Source organism: Pantoea sp. YU22, from assembly GCF_003970755.1.
GTDB lineage: Bacteria > Pseudomonadota > Gammaproteobacteria > Enterobacterales > Enterobacteriaceae > Pantoea > Pantoea piersonii.
Map to the genome: position 1 here is coordinate 52,760 of NZ_RYDU01000007.1, position 16,535 is coordinate 69,294.

Annotated in this window: 15 protein-coding genes; 7 read left to right on the top strand and 8 right to left on the bottom strand. The window is 59.1% G+C overall.

Features of this window, described 5'->3' with window-relative positions; genetic code table 11:
* Positions 1-33 precede the first annotated feature (33 nt).
* Both envZ and ompR read right to left on the bottom strand, forming a co-directional pair.
* Positions 34-1,392, bottom strand: coding sequence for a two-component system sensor histidine kinase EnvZ (gene envZ, locus EKL29_RS12020; protein ID WP_120457265.1), 1,359 nt, complete (start codon positions 1,390-1,392; stop codon positions 34-36).
* The gene (gene ompR, locus EKL29_RS12025) at positions 1,389-2,108 is read right to left on the bottom strand and encodes a two-component system response regulator OmpR (RefSeq protein ID WP_001157751.1); all 720 of its coding nucleotides are present in this window, start codon (positions 2,106-2,108) and stop codon (positions 1,389-1,391) included. The genes envZ and ompR overlap by 4 nt, the downstream gene beginning before the upstream one ends.
* Positions 2,109-2,639: 531 nt before the next feature.
* Between ompR and yjbE the strand changes: the two genes are divergently transcribed.
* The 4 genes from yjbE (at position 2,640) to EKL29_RS12045 (ending at position 7,770) form a co-directional block, all read left to right on the top strand.
* Positions 2,640-2,879, top strand: coding sequence for an exopolysaccharide production protein YjbE (yjbE, locus tag EKL29_RS12030; protein WP_120457263.1), 240 nt, complete (start codon positions 2,640-2,642; stop codon positions 2,877-2,879).
* A gap of 154 nt (positions 2,880-3,033) precedes the next feature.
* Positions 3,034-3,510 (top strand): transcription elongation factor GreB, encoded by a 477-nt coding sequence (greB, locus tag EKL29_RS12035; protein ID WP_126689805.1) that lies wholly within the window; start codon positions 3,034-3,036, stop codon positions 3,508-3,510.
* Between the two features lie 100 nt (positions 3,511-3,610).
* Positions 3,611-5,944 carry a Tex family protein gene (locus EKL29_RS12040; RefSeq protein WP_126689806.1) on the top strand — a complete coding sequence of 778 codons (2,334 nt, stop codon included), beginning with the start codon at positions 3,611-3,613 and terminating at the stop codon, positions 5,942-5,944.
* Between the two features lie 134 nt (positions 5,945-6,078).
* Entirely contained in the window at positions 6,079-7,770 is a 1,692-nt protein-coding gene (locus EKL29_RS12045) for an alpha-amylase family glycosyl hydrolase (protein ID WP_126689807.1), read from the top strand.
* Here EKL29_RS12045 and EKL29_RS12050 read toward each other — a convergent pair whose 3' ends face one another.
* Both EKL29_RS12050 and bioH read right to left on the bottom strand, forming a co-directional pair.
* Entirely contained in the window at positions 7,771-8,040 is a 270-nt protein-coding gene (locus tag EKL29_RS12050) for a YdgH/BhsA/McbA-like domain containing protein (protein ID WP_120457255.1), read from the bottom strand.
* A gap of 170 nt (positions 8,041-8,210) precedes the next feature.
* Positions 8,211-8,987, bottom strand: a complete 777-nt coding sequence (gene bioH / locus EKL29_RS12055) for a pimeloyl-ACP methyl ester esterase BioH (RefSeq protein WP_126689808.1) — start codon at positions 8,985-8,987, stop codon at positions 8,211-8,213.
* A gap of 35 nt (positions 8,988-9,022) precedes the next feature.
* On the opposite strand from bioH, the gene gntX reads away from it, so the two are divergent.
* Positions 9,023-9,703: a DNA utilization protein GntX gene (gene gntX / locus EKL29_RS12060; RefSeq protein WP_120457251.1), complete on the top strand. Its 681-nt coding sequence runs from the start codon at positions 9,023-9,025 to the stop codon at positions 9,701-9,703.
* A 58-nt stretch (positions 9,704-9,761) separates the two neighbouring features.
* A complete protein-coding gene (nfuA, locus tag EKL29_RS12065) occupies positions 9,762-10,337 on the top strand; it encodes a Fe-S biogenesis protein NfuA (protein WP_120457249.1) in 576 nt (191 codons plus the stop codon).
* Positions 10,338-10,377: 40 nt separating this feature from the next.
* Here the strand turns inward: nfuA and malQ are convergent, their stop codons facing one another.
* The 4 genes from malQ to glpE all read right to left on the bottom strand — a co-directional run bounded on the left by malQ (position 10,378) and on the right by glpE (position 14,753).
* Positions 10,378-12,450: a 4-alpha-glucanotransferase gene (malQ, locus tag EKL29_RS12070; protein ID WP_126689809.1), complete on the bottom strand. Its 2,073-nt coding sequence runs from the start codon at positions 12,448-12,450 to the stop codon at positions 10,378-10,380.
* A 327-nt stretch (positions 12,451-12,777) separates the two neighbouring features.
* Positions 12,778-13,536, bottom strand: a complete 759-nt coding sequence (locus tag EKL29_RS12075) for a DeoR/GlpR family transcriptional regulator (protein WP_033753150.1) — start codon at positions 13,534-13,536, stop codon at positions 12,778-12,780.
* Between the two features lie 32 nt (positions 13,537-13,568).
* The gene (gene glpG, locus EKL29_RS12080; RefSeq protein ID WP_120457387.1) at positions 13,569-14,393 is read right to left on the bottom strand and encodes a rhomboid family intramembrane serine protease GlpG; all 825 of its coding nucleotides are present in this window, start codon (positions 14,391-14,393) and stop codon (positions 13,569-13,571) included.
* Between the two features lie 33 nt (positions 14,394-14,426).
* Positions 14,427-14,753: a thiosulfate sulfurtransferase GlpE gene (glpE, locus tag EKL29_RS12085; RefSeq protein WP_120457245.1), complete on the bottom strand. Its 327-nt coding sequence runs from the start codon at positions 14,751-14,753 to the stop codon at positions 14,427-14,429.
* 227 nt (positions 14,754-14,980) lie between these two features.
* On the opposite strand from glpE, the gene glpD reads away from it, so the two are divergent.
* Complete coding sequence (glpD, locus tag EKL29_RS12090; RefSeq protein ID WP_120457243.1) at positions 14,981-16,489, top strand: glycerol-3-phosphate dehydrogenase; 1,509 nt, start codon at positions 14,981-14,983, stop codon at positions 16,487-16,489.
* Positions 16,490-16,535 lie beyond the last annotated feature (46 nt).

Genomic DNA, 16,535 nt, shown 5'->3' on the forward strand with positions numbered 1-16,535 from the left:
TCGGGCGCGGCCATCGCCGCGCCCGCTTACTGCTCAGCTCTGCGTCGTGCTGTTACTGCCCGGCGCAGACTGTTCCGTCAGCGGCAGCCAGGCGCGAATCCGCAGCCCGCCGCGCTCGCTCTCGCCAATCTCCAGCGACCCCTGATGCGCATCGATAATGCGCTGCACAATCGCCAGCCCAAGACCGGTGCCGCTGGTGCTGCGCGCGCTGTCGCCGCGCACAAAGGGCTGTAACAGATGCGCCAGCTGCTCTGGCTTGATGCCCGGACCGTCATCCTCGACCTGAAACCAGGCGCGATGCAGTTCACGGCCGCTGCTCACCTTGATCCAGCCATTGCCGTAACGCGCCGCGTTCACCACCAGGTTCGCCACTGCGCGCTTAATCGACAGCGGGTTGATATCCAGCATCAGCTCTTCCGGCATCACGGCATTCTCAATCTCGCGCTCGTAACCGCTTTCGGCGGCGACCACTTCGCCCAGCACGCCGTTGAGATCGGCGCGTTCAGTCTGGATCTCCTGGCCGGTGCGCAGATAATCGATGAACTGCTCAATGATGGCGTTGCACTCTTCGATATCTTTATTGATCGATTCGGCGAGGTATCCATCTTCTTCGCCCATCATTTCGGTGGCGAGGCGAATACGCGTCAGCGGCGTGCGCAGATCATGACTGACGCCTGCCATCAGTAGCGTACGGTCGTCCGCCAGCTGTTTAACACCGGCAGCCATCTGATTAAAGGCGCGCGTCACCGAACGCACCTCCGACGCGCCATACTCGCGCAGCGGTGGCGGAATAATGCCTTTACCGACCTGTAGTGCCGCATGCTCCAGGTCCACCAGCGGTCGGTTCTGGATGCGGATAAACAGCCATGCGCCGCCAATCGCCAGCAGCATAATCGCCAGCGTGTAGCGGAACAGCGGCGAGAAGTCGCCCTGATGGATTTCCGTCAGCGGCACGCGCACCCAGATGTCAGGCGACAGCCAGGTTTTCAGCCAGACCACCGGCGAATTTTTATTGACCTCGACGCGCACGTCGGTCGGGCCGCCAAGCTGCTGGCCCATCTGCTCGCTAAGGAATTCATAGTGCTGCGCCCAGCGCAACCCGCTCTCTTCGGCTGCCGCATTGGTATAGAGCGAAATGCCCAGCTCACGGTAGATCTCGCGGCGAAAGGCGGGCGGCACCTCCAGCTGCGTGCCGTCTTCCAGCTGCAGCCGGTCAGTCATCAACATGCGCACTTCATACGCCAGCACCTTGTTGAACTGCTGCAGGCTGGGAAGAATGGCGAAGTTGAGCACCACCAGATAGGTCGTTACCAGGCTGACGAACAGCAAGGTAACGATCAATAACAGGGTGCGGGCAAATGAGCTTCGAGGCGAGAAGCGCAGTCGCCTCATGCTTTAGAACCGTCCGGAACGAAAACGTAGCCCAGGCCCCAGACCGTCTGGATATAGCGCGGGTGCGCCGGATCCTCTTCTACCATACGGCGCAGACGCGAGATCTGTACGTCGATGGAGCGCTCCATTGCGCTGTATTCGCGTCCGCGCGCCAGGTTCATCAGCTTGTCGCGCGACAGCGGTTCACGCGGATGGCTGACCAGCGCTTTCAGTACGGCGAACTCGCCGCTGGTGAGCGGCATCGGTTCATCTTCGCGGAACATTTCGCGCGTGCCGAGATTCAGCTTGAACTTGCCAAAAGCGATAACCGCCTCTTCCTGCGAAGGCGCACCCGGCAGCTCATTGGCCTGACGACGCAGCACCGCGCGGATACGCGCCAGCAGTTCACGCGGGTTGAACGGTTTTGGAATGTAGTCATCCGCGCCGATCTCCAGCCCGACGATACGGTCGACCTCTTCGCCTTTCGCCGTCACCATAATGATCGGCATCGGGTTGCTCTGACTGCGCAGACGACGGCAAATCGACAGGCCATCTTCGCCCGGCAGCATCAGATCCAGCACCATCAGGTGGAAAGATTCACGGGTCAGCAGACGATCCATCTGCTCGGCGTTGGCGACGCTGCGCACCTGAAAGCCCTGCTCGGTGAGATAGCGCTCCAGCAGCGCACGCAAACGCATATCATCATCAACGACCAGAATTTTGTAGTTCTCTTGCATTTCCTACTCCCAAAGGCGCCATTGCCTGAGACGATATTGTTAAAAAAAGTTGTCTGCCTGTGACAGCCATTAATGGTTTATATTCTAGTCGAAATTGTTACAAAGCATATTAAACAGGAGCTTATCTTTAATTTTCTCGCTGCGCTAAATGTGAAATCATCTATTTATGCTCCGATCACAACAGTTACGGCAAATCTGAAAGTCGGTCACTTTTTCTCGATATTTGCGGCCGTAAAAGTAAACCGTCGTTTATTGAGGCTTGCAGATCAAACAGTTAATCCTCAATTTGACTTTAGCGCTATTCGTCGTCTTCTTTCCATACCTCAATGCGCAGCGGCCTCGTCGGGCGACAGCATAAAATACCATCCTCTGCGCGCCTTGCCGCATGCTTCTCTCGGATTAACGCTATTTTCGCCACGGTTCAGGCCATTCAAAAATAAAGTCCTTTAAATCAATTAGTAAAGCTATCTTTCCGCCCGCTGTGAATTGCACCACACTGCTTTCACTCGCTTCACTACAGGGATAGCAATAATGAAAAAAACGTTGTTAGTGCTGGGTGCGCTGGCCACCCTTAGTTTGAATCCTGCTCTGGCGGCAACCGCCGCTGGCGAAGCTGCCGGTGCGCAGGCCTCGACCACCGCGCAGGGCAACTCTAACGCCATTGGCGTCGGCGCTGTCGCCGCGCTGCTCGGCGTGGCGCTTGCGACCGCAGGCGGCGGCGACAAAAGCACCTCTTCTTCTACCACCACGTCTACCGTGGCGGGAAAATAACGATTTAAGCCGTTTTAACTTTTTGTACCTGCCCCTTTCGCCACCGGGGAACGACACACAGGGTTTTCACCGTTGAAAACCTGTTCCCCGACTCTTTTTTGCCGCGCCTGCTTTGCTTTACACTGCCTGCTTTTACGCTTCCGAGTCGATACGCATGAAAACCCGACTGATCACCCGTGAAGGCTTCAATAAGCTGAAAGCCGAACTCGACTATCTCTGGCGCGAAGAACGCCCCGAAGTCACGAAAAAAGTGACCTGGGCCGCCAGCCTTGGCGATCGCAGCGAGAACGCTGACTACCAGTACAACAAAAAACGCCTGCGCGAAATCGATCGCCGCGTACGTTATCTGACAAAAAGCCTTGAGACGCTGCGCATTGTCGACTATTCGCCGCAGCAGGATGGCAAAGTCTTTTTTGGCGCCTGGGTAGAAGTAGAAAATGACGACGGCGAGGTAAAACGCTTTCGCATCGTCGGCTACGACGAGATTTTCGGCCGGAAAGATTACATTTCAATCGACTCGCCGATGGCGCGCGCACTGCTGAAAAAAGAGCCCGGCGACGCCGTGACGGTAGAGACGCCGCTGGGTCCCGCGCTCTGGTATGTCAACGAAATTACCTACCCGGACGCCTGATTCAGAATATCGCTGAAAGCCGCCCTCATCGCTGGCAATTTCACTTTTCAGTCCGTATAACTGTCCCCTGTTTTTCAACCCTGTAAGCAAGACAGAATCGATGATGAAAGATCTCAGCCACATTATTGCCAGTGAGCTGCAGGCGCGTGCGGAGCAAGTTGAAGCCGCTGTGCGTCTGCTGGACGAAGGGAACACCGTGCCGTTTATCGCACGCTATCGTAAAGAGGTGACCGGCGGTCTGGACGACACCCAACTGCGCCAGCTGGAGACGCGTCTCGGCTACCTGCGCGAACTGGAAGAGCGCCGCCAGTCGATTCTGAAGTCTATTAACGAGCAGGGCAAACTGACTGACGAACTCGCCGGCGCTATTAACGGCACGCTCAGTAAAACCGAACTCGAAGACCTTTATCTGCCTTATAAGCCTAAACGCCGCACCCGCGGTCAGATCGCGATTGAAGCGGGTCTGCAACCGCTGGCCGAAACGCTGTGGCAGGATGCGTCGCAGGATCCCGAACAGCTGGCGGTGCAGTATGTCGATGCCGACAAAGGCGTCGCCGACGTGCGCGCCGCGCTGGACGGCGCACGCTATATCCTGATGGAGCGCTTCGCCGAAGACGCCACGCTGCTGGCGAAGGTGCGCGACTACCTGTGGAAAAACGCGCATCTGGTGTCGCGCGTAGTCGAAGGCAAAGAGCAGGAAGGGGCCAAATTCCGCGACTACTTCGATCATCACGAAGCGCTGAACAGCGTGCCGTCGCACCGCGCACTGGCGATGCTGCGCGGTCGTAACGAGGGCGTGCTACAGCTGTCGCTGAACGCCGATCCGCAGTTCGACGAGCCGCCGCGCGAAAGCTACGGCGAAACGCTGATCGCCGAGCATCTTAACCTGCGCCTCAACGGCGCGCCGGCCGACAGCTGGCGCAAGGCGGTGGTGAGCTGGACCTGGCGCATCAAGGTGATGCTGCACCTGGAGACGGAGCTGATGGGCACGGTGCGCGAGCGCGCCGAAGACGAAGCGATTAACGTCTTCGCCCGCAACCTGCACGATCTGCTGATGGCGGCACCGGCGGGCATGCGCGCCACCATGGGTCTCGATCCCGGCCTGCGCACCGGCGTAAAAGTCGCCGTGGTGGACGCCACCGGCAAGCTGGTCGCTACCGATACCATTTATCCGCATACCGGCCAGGCAGCCAAAGCCGCGACCGTGGTGGCTGCACTCTGCGCGAAACATCAGGTTGAGCTGGTGGCGATCGGCAACGGCACCGCCTCGCGCGAGACGGAGCGTTTCTTCCTCGACGTGCAGAAACAGTATCCGCATATCACCGCGCAAAAAGTGATCGTCAGTGAAGCAGGCGCCTCCGTCTATTCCGCTTCTGAACTGGCGGCGCTGGAGTTCCCGAATCTCGACGTCTCGCTGCGCGGCGCGGTCTCTATCGCACGACGCCTGCAGGATCCGCTGGCGGAGCTGGTGAAAATCGATCCGAAATCGATCGGCGTCGGCCAGTATCAGCATGATGTCAGCCAGAGCCTGCTGGCGAAGAAGCTGGACGCGGTGGTGGAAGACTGCGTGAACGCGGTCGGCGTCGATCTCAACACCGCCTCCGTCCCGCTGCTGGCTCGCGTCGCCGGGCTGACGCGCATGATGGCGCAGAATATTGTCAGCTGGCGCGACGAGAACGGCCGTTTCCAGAACCGCCAGCAGCTGCTTAAGGTAAGCCGCCTCGGCCCGAAAGCCTTTGAACAGTGCGCGGGCTTCCTGCGTATCAACCATGGCGATAACCCGCTCGACGCCTCAACGGTACACCCGGAAGCCTATCCGGTCGTGGAGCGTATCCTGGCGGCAACCGAGCAGGCGCTGAACGACCTGATGGGCAATCCTTCCAGCCTGCGCAACGTTAAGGCGGTCGATTTTACCGACGAGCGCTTCGGCCTGCCGACCGTTACCGACATTATTAAAGAGCTGGAAAAACCGGGCCGCGACCCGCGTCCTGAGTTTAAAACCGCGCAGTTCGCCGAAGGGGTCGAAACCCTTAACGATCTGCTGCCGGGCATGGTGCTGGAAGGCGCGGTGACCAACGTCACTAACTTTGGCGCTTTTGTCGATATCGGCGTACATCAGGATGGCCTGGTGCATATCTCTTCGCTGTCGGACAAGTTTGTGGAAGATCCGCATCAGGTGGTGAAAGCGGGCGATATCGTGAAGGTGAAAGTGCTGGACGTCGATCTGCCGCGCAAGCGCATCGCGCTGACGATGCGGCTGGATGAACAGCCTGGCGACAGCAATGCGCGCAGCAGCGGCAACGGTCGCAGCGCGCCGCGCGACAACGCGCGTCCGGCTGGCGGCGCGAAGCCGCGTCCGCGCCCGAACAGCCAGCCTGCAGGCAACAGCGCGATGGGCGATGCGCTGGCGGCGGCCTTCGGCAAAAAACGTTAAACCCTGCGCGCGCCCGGCTTATTCTGGATCGGGCGCGCGTAACCTCCTCTGTAAAGTTGAAAATCCCTCTCTTGACGCTACGCTGAAAGCACGCCTGCATAAAAAACAACCCGGGACGTGGCACCCAATTCGCGATGGAAACGATCACAGCGCTGCTCGATAAAATCTATGCCGACACCTTTCCTCAGGCGGCGCGAGAGCGCCTGCTGCGCCATATCGCCGCCGCGCGCGACGCGACTAAGCTGCCGCGCAAAGCGCACTGGGACGAACAGGATGTCGTGCTGATCACCTACGCGGATCAGTTTCGCGAGGCGGATGTCCCCACGCTGCAAAGCTTTTCCCGCTTTTATCAGCAGCATTTGCAGTCCACCTTTCCTCTGGTTCATCTGCTGCCCTTTTTCCCCTATTCGTCCGACGACGGCTTTTCCGTCATCGATTACCATCAGGTCAACCCGCTGTGTGGCGACTGGCCGGATGTCGCCCGGCTGCATCAGGAAACGCGCCTGATGTTTGACTTCGTCTGCAACCATATGTCCGCGCACAGCGCCTGGTTTAAACACTACCTGGCGCTCGATCCCGGCTGGGACGATTTCTTTATCAGCATGCCGCCCGCCACCGATCTCAGCGGCGTGACGCGGCCGCGCACTTCGCCGCTGCTGACGCCCTTCGAGATGGCGAACGGCGAGATGCGCTTTATCTGGACGACCTTCAGCGCCGATCAGATCGATCTTAACTTTGGCAATCCCGAAGTGCTGATCCGTATGGTGGAAGTGCTGCTCGACTACCTGCAAAAAGGGGCGGATTACGTGCGTCTCGACGCCGTCGGCTATATGTGGAAAACGCCCGGCACGCGCTGCATCCATCTGGAAAAAACGCATCTGCTGGTTAAGCTGTTTCGCGCCATTGCCGATACGGTCGCGCCCGGCACGGTGATCATCACCGAAACCAACGTGCCGCATAAAGATAACGTCAGTTACTTCGGCGACGGTCATGACGAAGCGCAGATGGTCTATCAGTTTTCCCTGCCGCCGCTGGTGCTGCACGCTATCCATTCGGGTTCAGGACGCGCGCTGCGTCAGTGGGCCGGCGCGCTTGAGCCAGGCAAGGGCGGCACGACCTTCTTTAATTTTCTCGCCTCGCACGACGGCATCGGGCTTAACCCGGCGCGCGGCATTCTCTCTGAGACGGAAATTGTGGCACTGGTGCGCGATCTGGCGCTGGAAGGGGCGCTGGTCTCCTATAAAAACAACCCGGACGGCACCACCAGCCCTTATGAGATTAACGTCACCTATCTCGACGCGCTCAACCATCAGAACGACGACGACCAGACGCGCCTGCGACGCTTTCTGCTGGCGCACGCTATTTTGCTGTCGTTCCCCGGCGTGCCCGCCATCTATGTCCAGAGTATTCTCGGCTCGCGTAACGACTATGAAGGCGTCAAAGCCGCAGGCCATAACCGCGCCATTAACCGGCAAAAGTTTGACTTAAAAACGATCGAGGCGGCGCTGGCGGACAGCAGCGGACTGCGTCACGCCATTTATACCCGCCTCAGTCAGCTGATTCAGCTGCGCACGCGCCAGGCCGCCTTTCATCCCGATAATCCGATGACCCTCTATGACAGCGATAATGCGCTGCTGGTGCTGAGGCGTCATGAGCCGCAGCAGACGGGTAGCGGCCTGCTGTGCGTGTTTAATCTGAGCGGGAAAACCGTCGAGACGATGCTGCCGGAGGCGCGTCTTTTTCAGGATGTGGTAACAGAGAAGAGAGTTGATGGCACCCAGCCGCTTACGCTGGATGCCTGGCAGTTTGTCTGGTTGCGTAGCTGATTACTTATAGACATCCGCGGTGGCGCTGAATTTGCCGTGTTCACGGCCAGCGATCACGCGGTAGTATTTGCCGCCTTTTTCATCAGCCATTTTGGAGAGTTCGCGTTTGGCGTCCATTGGCGAAGTGGTTTCCGCCGTGGTATTTACCGTACCGATCTTCTCCAGATTCATTTTCTTCACTTCTTCTTTGGTCACTTCCTTAGCCGCAAGCGCCGAAAACGACACTGCGCCCATTACCACTGAAGCCACAACCCATTTCATCACCTTCATTACAATACCCCTCATTCATTTCCGTTATGTGAGATGTAAGCAGACGCCGGATTGCGTCAGGCGAGATGGAACGGCATTATCCTCTCCCTGGACAATTCACATCATTAAGCGGCCATGCCTACTTACAAAGTATTACAGCTGGTGAGGAAATTTCCAGTCTTGCGTCCGGTTTAACCACCACACTTCTGACTGAAATCAAGAATATGCTGGCAGAAGGCCTCCGGATGAGAAATAAAAGGCGCGTGCGCGGCTTTCTCCATCACCACGGAAGGCGAAGCGGGCAGCGCGGCGTCGAGCAGCGCGGCAATACGACGCGGCACCAGCCCATCCAGCGCGCCATACAAACGCAAAAACGGCATCCCGATGCGCGGCAGCTGGTCACGTAAATCGACATCGCGCAGGATCGCCAGCCCGCCATCCAGCACCGCCACCGGCGGCATCGGCTGCGCCAGTACCACCTCTTTTAACCGGCGCGCGTCCTGACGGGCGCTGTCCGTGCCCAGAGTTTGCAGCGCCAGGAAACGCTCGACGGTGCGCTGAAAGTCGCTGTTAAGCTGCGAACGGAAGGTCGCTAACGTTTCCGGCTTAATCCCCGGCCACTCCTCGCTGGCGGTAAAACAGGGCGAAGAGGCGACGCTGATCACTCCCGCTACCTGTTGCGGCGCGCGCAGCGCCAGCTCGGTCGCCACCAGCCCGCCCAGCGACCAGCCCAGCAGCAGCGCGCGCGGCGGCAAGTGCGGCAGCAGCTGTTGCGCCATCTCGGCCAGCGAAAGCGCGACGTCAGATGTGCTGCGGCCGTAGCCCGGCAGATCGACCAGGTGCAGACGAAAATGCGGGCTGAGCCGCGGCACGATGCTCTGCCACACCTCCGCGTTCAGTCCCCATCCGTGCAGCAGCACAAGATCACTCTTCCCTTCTCCGCAGGTGTGCCAGTAAAGCGAGGTCATTAGTTACTATCCCGTAAAACATTAAGGAGGCCGCTATGCTACCAATGCCAGCCCTCTGTTGGCTATGCCGACTGCCGCTGCGCGTCGCCGCCCACGGACTATGCAGCGTCTGCCTGCGCACCCTGCCGCCGTTGCCGGTGCTCTGTCCGCGCTGCGGCCTGCCCGCCGGCTCCTCCCGCGTCGTCTGCGGACGCTGCCTGCGATCGCCGCCCCCCTGGCAGGCACTGGTCTGCGTCAGCGGCTATCAGCCGCCGCTGCGTCACTGGGTGCGTCAGCTGAAGTTTTACCGCATAACCGCACTCAGGGTGATGCTGGCGCGTCTGCTTTTGCTAAGCTGGCTGGAAGCTCACCGCACGCGCGGGCTGAGACGGCCCGATTTGCTGCTGTGCGTGCCGCTGCATAAGATGCGCGCCTGCCGACGCGGCTACAATCAGGCGGCGCTGCTGGCGCAACCGCTGGCGCGCTGGCTCGGCTGCGCGTTCCAGGATGGCGTGCGCCGCAGGCGACGCGGCGCGCTGCAGCATCGACTCAGCGCATCGCAGCGCCGGCGCAACGTACGCGGCGCTTTCCAGCTTGAAATCGCCGTGCGCGGACGCCATATCGCTCTGATAGATGATGTGGTGACAACGGGTAATACCGTGGGGGAGATCAGCCGCATTTTGCTGGCGCAGGGCGCGGCCAGCGTACAAATCTGGTGCCTGTGCCGTACCTTGTAGAGCGTCGGTGATGGGCGTATTATAACCAACTAAATTAGTCAACTATTGAGCAATTGCCATGATCCGAATTACAGACTCTGCCCAGGAGCACTTCGCTAAACTGCTGTCAAAACAGGAAGATGGCACCCAGATTCGCGTATTCGTCATTAACCCGGGTACGCCGACCGCCGAGTGCGGCGTCTCTTACTGCCCGCCTGACGCGGTAGAAGCGACCGACACGGAACTGAAGTTCGAGAAGCTCTCAGCCTATGTTGACGAGCTGAGCGCGCCTTATCTGGAAGACGCCGAAATCGACTTCGTTACTGATAACCTCGGCTCGCAGCTGACGCTGAAAGCGCCAAACGCCAAAATGCGTAAGGTCTCTGATGACGCGCCGCTGACAGAGCGCGTTGAGTATCTGCTGCAGGCGCAGATCAACCCACAGCTGGCTGGTCACGGCGGCCGCGTGTCGCTGATGGAGATCACCGAAGACGGCTTCGCCATTCTGCAGTTCGGCGGCGGCTGTAACGGCTGCTCCATGATCGACGTCACCCTGAAAGATGGCATCGAAAAAGAGCTGCTGGCCGCTTTCCCGGAGCTGAAAGGCGTCCGCGATCTCACCGAGCACCAGCGCGGCGAACACTCCTACTACTAATATCTCCGCGCGACAGTCGTTGACTGTCGCGCGCTCTCCGTTACTTGCCTTTTCGCGTCTGACTTACCGCCTTCAACAGCTTTGTTACCTCTTTATCCGTAAAAATCGTCTCCAGCGGCTGCGTTAGCTTGCGTCGCCAGTTAGGGTATTGATCGACGGTACCTGGCACGTTGACCGGCGTGGTCATGCCTGTCCAGTCCTCTGGCTGCAGGCCAAGCAGCGCACTGCCGGTTGCCGCCAGAAATTTATGCATCGCCAGGTTAAGCGCAGGCGTCATCTCCAGCTTATCGGCCTGGCGCGCGCTGCGCGCCGGCATCACGCCCGCTTTATGCAGCGCATCCAGCAGCGCCTGCTTCTGCTTCGCCCGTTGCTCGTGCAGCGACTGCAACACCTCTTTGCCGGGATAAAGCTTCAGCTTTTCCCCCAGCGCGAAATCGCCTGCGCTCCAGAAGCCGCTCAGCGTCGGCAGATCGTGCGTGCTGGCGCTGGCGATCGACTGACGCGGGTAGTCGCCGGGCAGACGATAGCTGCCGTCACGCTGCTGCTCAAACCACATCACCTTCCAGGAAAAAACGCCGCTGGCGCGCAGCAGGCCGACAATTTCTGGCGGAACCGTACCGAGATCCTCGCCAATCACCATACAGCGATGGCGCTGACTCTCCAGCGCCAGAATGCCCAGCAGATCCTGCACCGGATAGCTGACGTAGGCGCCTTTATCGGCGTTTTCCCCTTTCGGCACCCACCACAGCCGCAGCAGCGCCATAACGTGATCGATGCGCAGCGCGCCACAGTCACGCATATTGGCGCGCAGCATGTCGATAAAGGGCTGATAGCCGCGCGCGCGCATCACGTGCGGATCCATCGGCGGCAGCCCCCAGTTTTGCCCCAGCGGCCCGAGGCGATCCGGCGGCGCACCGACTGAGGCCTCAAGCCGATAGAGTTCGGGATCGTGCCAGGTTTCTGCGCTGCCTTCCGCCACGCCCACCGCCAGGTCGCGATACAGCCCCACCGTCATCTTCAGCGCCTGGCTGCGCGTCCAGCACTGAGCAAACTGGGTTTGCGCCAGCCACTGCAGCCATTGCCAGAATGCGATCTCATCTTCATGCGCCTCGCACCAGCGCTGCACCTCGGGCGACTGGCTGTTGCGCCAGCTTTCCGGCCAGGCGGGCCAGCCCCAGGCCTGCGCATCTTCGCTGCGCCGTTCCGCCTGCAGGCCGTCGTAGGCCGCCTGATAACGCAGGCTGTCGCCGCCGTCGCGCACGAAATCCGCAAACGCCTGCCGCTGCGCGTCATCATCGGCGCGCAGGCTGAACTGCGCCCAGGCGTGACGCAGCGCGGCGAGCTTCAGCGCCATCACCGCCGCGTAGTCGACAAACTCGCTATCGCGGGCTTTCGCCAGCGCGCGCTGAGTTTTTGCCGACTTCCACCACTTCTGTGCCGCCGCGCTCTGCTGGAAATCTTCCAGCTGCGCCACGCTGATATAGATAATATTGAGCCAGCGTCGGGAAGAGGGGCTGTAGGGGCTGGCGAAATCTGGCGTGGCGGGATAGAGCGCGTGCAGCGGGTTGAGCCCGACAAAATCGCCGCCCTGACGCGCAACCTGCTCCAGAAGCTGCTGCAAATCGCCAAAATCGCCGATGCCCCAGTTATCGGCGGAACGCACGGTATAAAGCTGTACCAGCGCGCCCCAGCGTTTCTCGCCGTTGCGCAGCGGTTCCGGCAGCCAGCAGCGGCGCGGCGTAAGGATAATGCGCGTCTGCCACTGCTGCTTACCTTTGCTCAGCGTCAGTTGGTGGTAGCCGTGACCGAGCGGCGACGGCAGTGTAAAAGGCTCGCCCGCCTGAAGTTCACCGCTAAACTCGCGGCCCTTCTCGCTGCGCAGCCGCCACTGATAGAGGCCGCGCCCTTCCGGGTTAAGCTGCCGCGCGGCTCCGCCGCTAAATACCTGTACCGGCGGCAGCGGCGCGCCCTTCTCTTTTCTGGCATCGCCCATCACCGCCAGCAGCGCCGTTTTGGTTTCGTCGCTGATGGCTTCCGGCTCGCCTTTGGCGTTGGTATAGGTCAGAGAAATTCCGGCGGCTACTGCCGCGCGATCCAGTGCGCTCTCTTTCATGCTCTCCCCTTAGCGTTTCGATCCAAAGCCATTGAGTTGCGATGTAATCACTATCTGCGGCATACCTTTTCGGCGCGCAGGCAAACAGAGCATTAAGTAAAGACGGCAGTGGGGAAAAAATCGACAGGAAACAAAGAAAAACGCCAGCCTGAGCGGCGAAAGCGCGCGAAGCATAAGGCATCCCGCACAGGAACAAAAACGCGGGCTGCGTTTTTTACAACCCAGAATGCTGGTCCGGCGACAGACGCACCTCAGGGATGAGGTGCGTATTTATGACAGCGCGCGCTTTTGCGCTATGCAAGGGCACTGCCGCTTGCGACCGAGGAATTAGCAGAGTTCGAGCTGAACCTCGTGCTGCTCAATTACCTTCATGATGCTGGCGGGCGGCTGCTTATCAGTGTAAAGCTGATCGATTAGCCCCATATTGCCCAGGTTCACCATGGCGTTGCGGCCAAATTTCGAATGGTCGACAACCAGCATTACACAGCGGGAATTCTCGATAATGGCGCGTTTGGTGCGCACCTCGTGGTAGTCAAACTCCAGCAGAGAGCCATCCATATCAATGCCGCTAATGCCAAGGATGCCGTAATCGAGGCGGAACTGAGAGATAAAGTCGAGCGTCGCCTCGCCCATAATGCCACCGTCGCGCGTACGCACTTCACCGCCTGCGATAATCAGCCGAAAATCGGGCTTACACATCAGCAGCGTCGCCACGTTGATATTGTTGGTTACCACGCGCAGATTTTTATGGTTAAGCAGCGCATAGGCCACCGCTTCCGGCGTGGTGCCGATATCAATAAACAGCGTCGCGCCGTCGGGAATTTCGCTGGCGACGCGCTCGGCGATACGCGCTTTCTCCGCTGACCACATCATTTTACGCTCTTGCCAGGCGGTATTTTCAGAGCTGGAAGGCAGTGCTGCGCCGCCGTGGTGGCGCTGAATTTTATTTTGGTCGGCGAGGTCGTTAAGGTCGCGACGGATGGTCTGCGGGCTTACTTCAAAATGTTCTACCAGCTCTTCGGTACTGACATATCCCTGACGCCGGACCAGATCGATAATGGCGTCATGACGTTGCGTCTGCTTCACATTACTCTCCTGTTTTCTTCTTTTATCCGGCGCTAACGACGCCGTACTGCACGGGTATCGACAAACGCCATCGCCAGCCCGACCAGCAGACCGGCGACATGAGCGCCGTTGGCGATGGCGAGCCCGAACGCGCCATACCAGCCGATCACCAGCCATACAATAGCGAAACCAATCAGTCCGCGTTCCAGATAGACGCCGCTTTCGGGGTCACGCTCGCCGCGCAGCCAGCAGTAGCCCATCAGCGCGTAAACCACGCCCGACAAACCGCCGAACCAGATACCGCTAAATTTTGCCTGCACAAAGCCGCTGAGCAGCGCCGAGATCAGCATAATGACGAACAGCTTGCCGCTGCCGAGCCGTTTCTCCACCGCGCCGCCGAGATACCACCACCACATCAGGTTAAAAAGGATATGCAGCAGCGAAAAGTGCAGCAACGCATGGCTGAACCAGCGCCACACCTGAATATATTGTCCCGGCCCGTCCGGCCAGCTCAGCCACAGCAGCACTGTCTGATCGCCAAAAATCTGCATCAGAATAAATACCGCGACGCAGGCAAAAAGAACGGTCATGGTGAGCGGACCGGCGCGATCGCGAATATTCGCCCATAAATTGCTGCGCTCATAGCGCAGGCCGCTTTTCGTATTGCCGGTATGCCAGCTTGCGGCCTGATAGCGCGGATGGTCAGGCTGCCGAACGAACTGCTGAAGTTCGTTTTCGACCATTTCAAGCTGGCCCTCGTTATCAAGCAGGATCACGTAATGGCCGTCATGTTCGATTCGCAGCGTGACGCCGCGCGTCGCCATATAGTCGACAAACGCCTGCGCCATGCGCGGGTTATTAAACTGCGTAATGCGCACCATTAATCACTCTCCTTGTACATCGGGCGTGGCTCACAGGCCGCCGTCGACAACCTGCTCTGGGAACGCGGCGCGCCAGGCGTCGAAACCGCCGTCAATGCTGTAGGCTGCGCGGAAGCCCTGACTCAGCAGATACTGCGCGGCCCCTTTGCTGCTGTTGCCGTGATAGCACATCACCAGTACCGGCAGCTCGCGGCTGGCGCTGGAGAGGAACTCATTAAGGTTGCCGTTGCTCAGGTGCTGTGCGTTTTCCGCATGGCCGAGCGCAAAGCTCTGCGGATCGCGAATATCGACCAGCAGCGCGCCTTGCGCCAGATGCTCGCTGGCCTGCTGAACGTTAATGCATTCGAAGGTTTCCATGGTTCTCTCGTTAGGGCGACACAATTACCGCCTAGTGTAACCTGATAAGCAGCCTCAATAACCTGACAAAGTGTCCGGCTATGTATTTATTTCTCAGCAAGAATGTTAGCTATATCACGCTAAAATGTTTTTACCGCGTTAAACACTGGCATCAATGTTGGTTTGCGATTATGATTATGCTCGAAAACGAACATTAATGAACTATTCCGAACATCGGAGGAGATGACGTGGAAACCAAAGACCTGATCGTGATCGGCGGCGGCATCAACGGTGCCGGTATTGCAGCGGACGCTGCAGGACGCGGCCTGTCAGTGCTGATGCTGGAGGCGCGGGACCTGGCTTGCGCGACCTCTTCCGCCAGTTCCAAGCTGATTCACGGCGGCCTGCGCTACCTTGAGCACTATGAATTCCGTCTGGTCAGCGAAGCGCTGGCTGAACGTGAAGTTCTGTTGAAAATGGCACCGCATATTGCCTTCCCGATGCGCTTCCGTCTGCCGCACCGTCCGCATCTGCGTCCGGCGTGGATGATTCGCACCGGCCTGTTTTTATACGACCACCTTGGCAAACGCACCAGCCTGCCGGGCAGTAAAAGCCTGCGTTTTGGCGCGGATTCGGCCCTCAAGCCGGAAATTACGCGCGGTTTCGAATATTCCGACTGCTGGGTAGACGATGCGCGCCTGGTAGTGCTGAACGCGCAGGAAGTGGTTAAGCGCGGCGGCGAAGTACGTACCCGCACTCGCGTTACGCGCGCCTGGCGCGAAAATGGCCTGTGGATGGTGGAAGCCGAAGATATCGACAGCGGCAAAACCTATAGCTGGCGCGCGAAAGCGCTGGTCAATGCGGCTGGTCCGTGGGTTAAACAGTTCTTCGATGACGGTCTGAAGCTGAAATCGCCTTACGGCATCCGTCTGATCAAAGGCAGCCACATTGTGGTGCCGCGCGTTCACAACGAGAAGCAGTCTTACATTCTGCAGAACGAAGATAACCGTATCGTGTTTGTTATCCCGTGGATGGACGATTTCTCCATCATCGGCACCACCGACGTGGAGTACAAAGGCGATCCGAAAAACGTCAAAATCGAAGAGAGCGAGATCGACTACCTGCTCAAGATTTACAACAGCCACTTTAAGAAACAGCTGGCGCGTAACGACATAGTCTGGACCTACTCCGGCGTGCGTCCGCTGTGTGATGACGAATCGGATTCGCCGCAGGCGATTACCCGCGACTATACGCTGGACGTGCGTGACGATAATGGCCAGGCGCCGCTGCTGTCGGTATTTGGCGGCAAGCTGACCACCTACCGTAAACTGGCGGAGCATGCGCTGGAAAAACTGACGAAGTATTTCCCGAATGCCGGGCCGGCATGGACGAAAAACTGCGTGCTGCCGGGCGGCGATATCGCCGGTACCCGTGAAGATTACGCCGCCAGCCTGCGTCGTCGTTATCCGTTTATCACCGAAGGCATGGCGCGTCACTTCGCCCGCACCTACGGCAGCAATACCGAAACGCTGCTCGAAGGCGCAACGCGTCTTGAAGATCTGGGCGAGAACTTTGGCCATGATTTCTATGAAGCCGAGCTGCGCTATCTGGTGCAGAACGAATGGGTACGCGAACTGGATGACGCTATCTGGCGCCGTACCAAGCAAGGAATGTGGCTGACTGAAGCCCAGCAGGCGCGCGTGGCGGAATGGCTGGCAACGCATAGCCAGAAACCCAGCCTGTCACTGGCAAGCTAAAGAAAAAACGGGGCAACGGCCCCGTTTTTTTTGCCCGTGGCGCAGG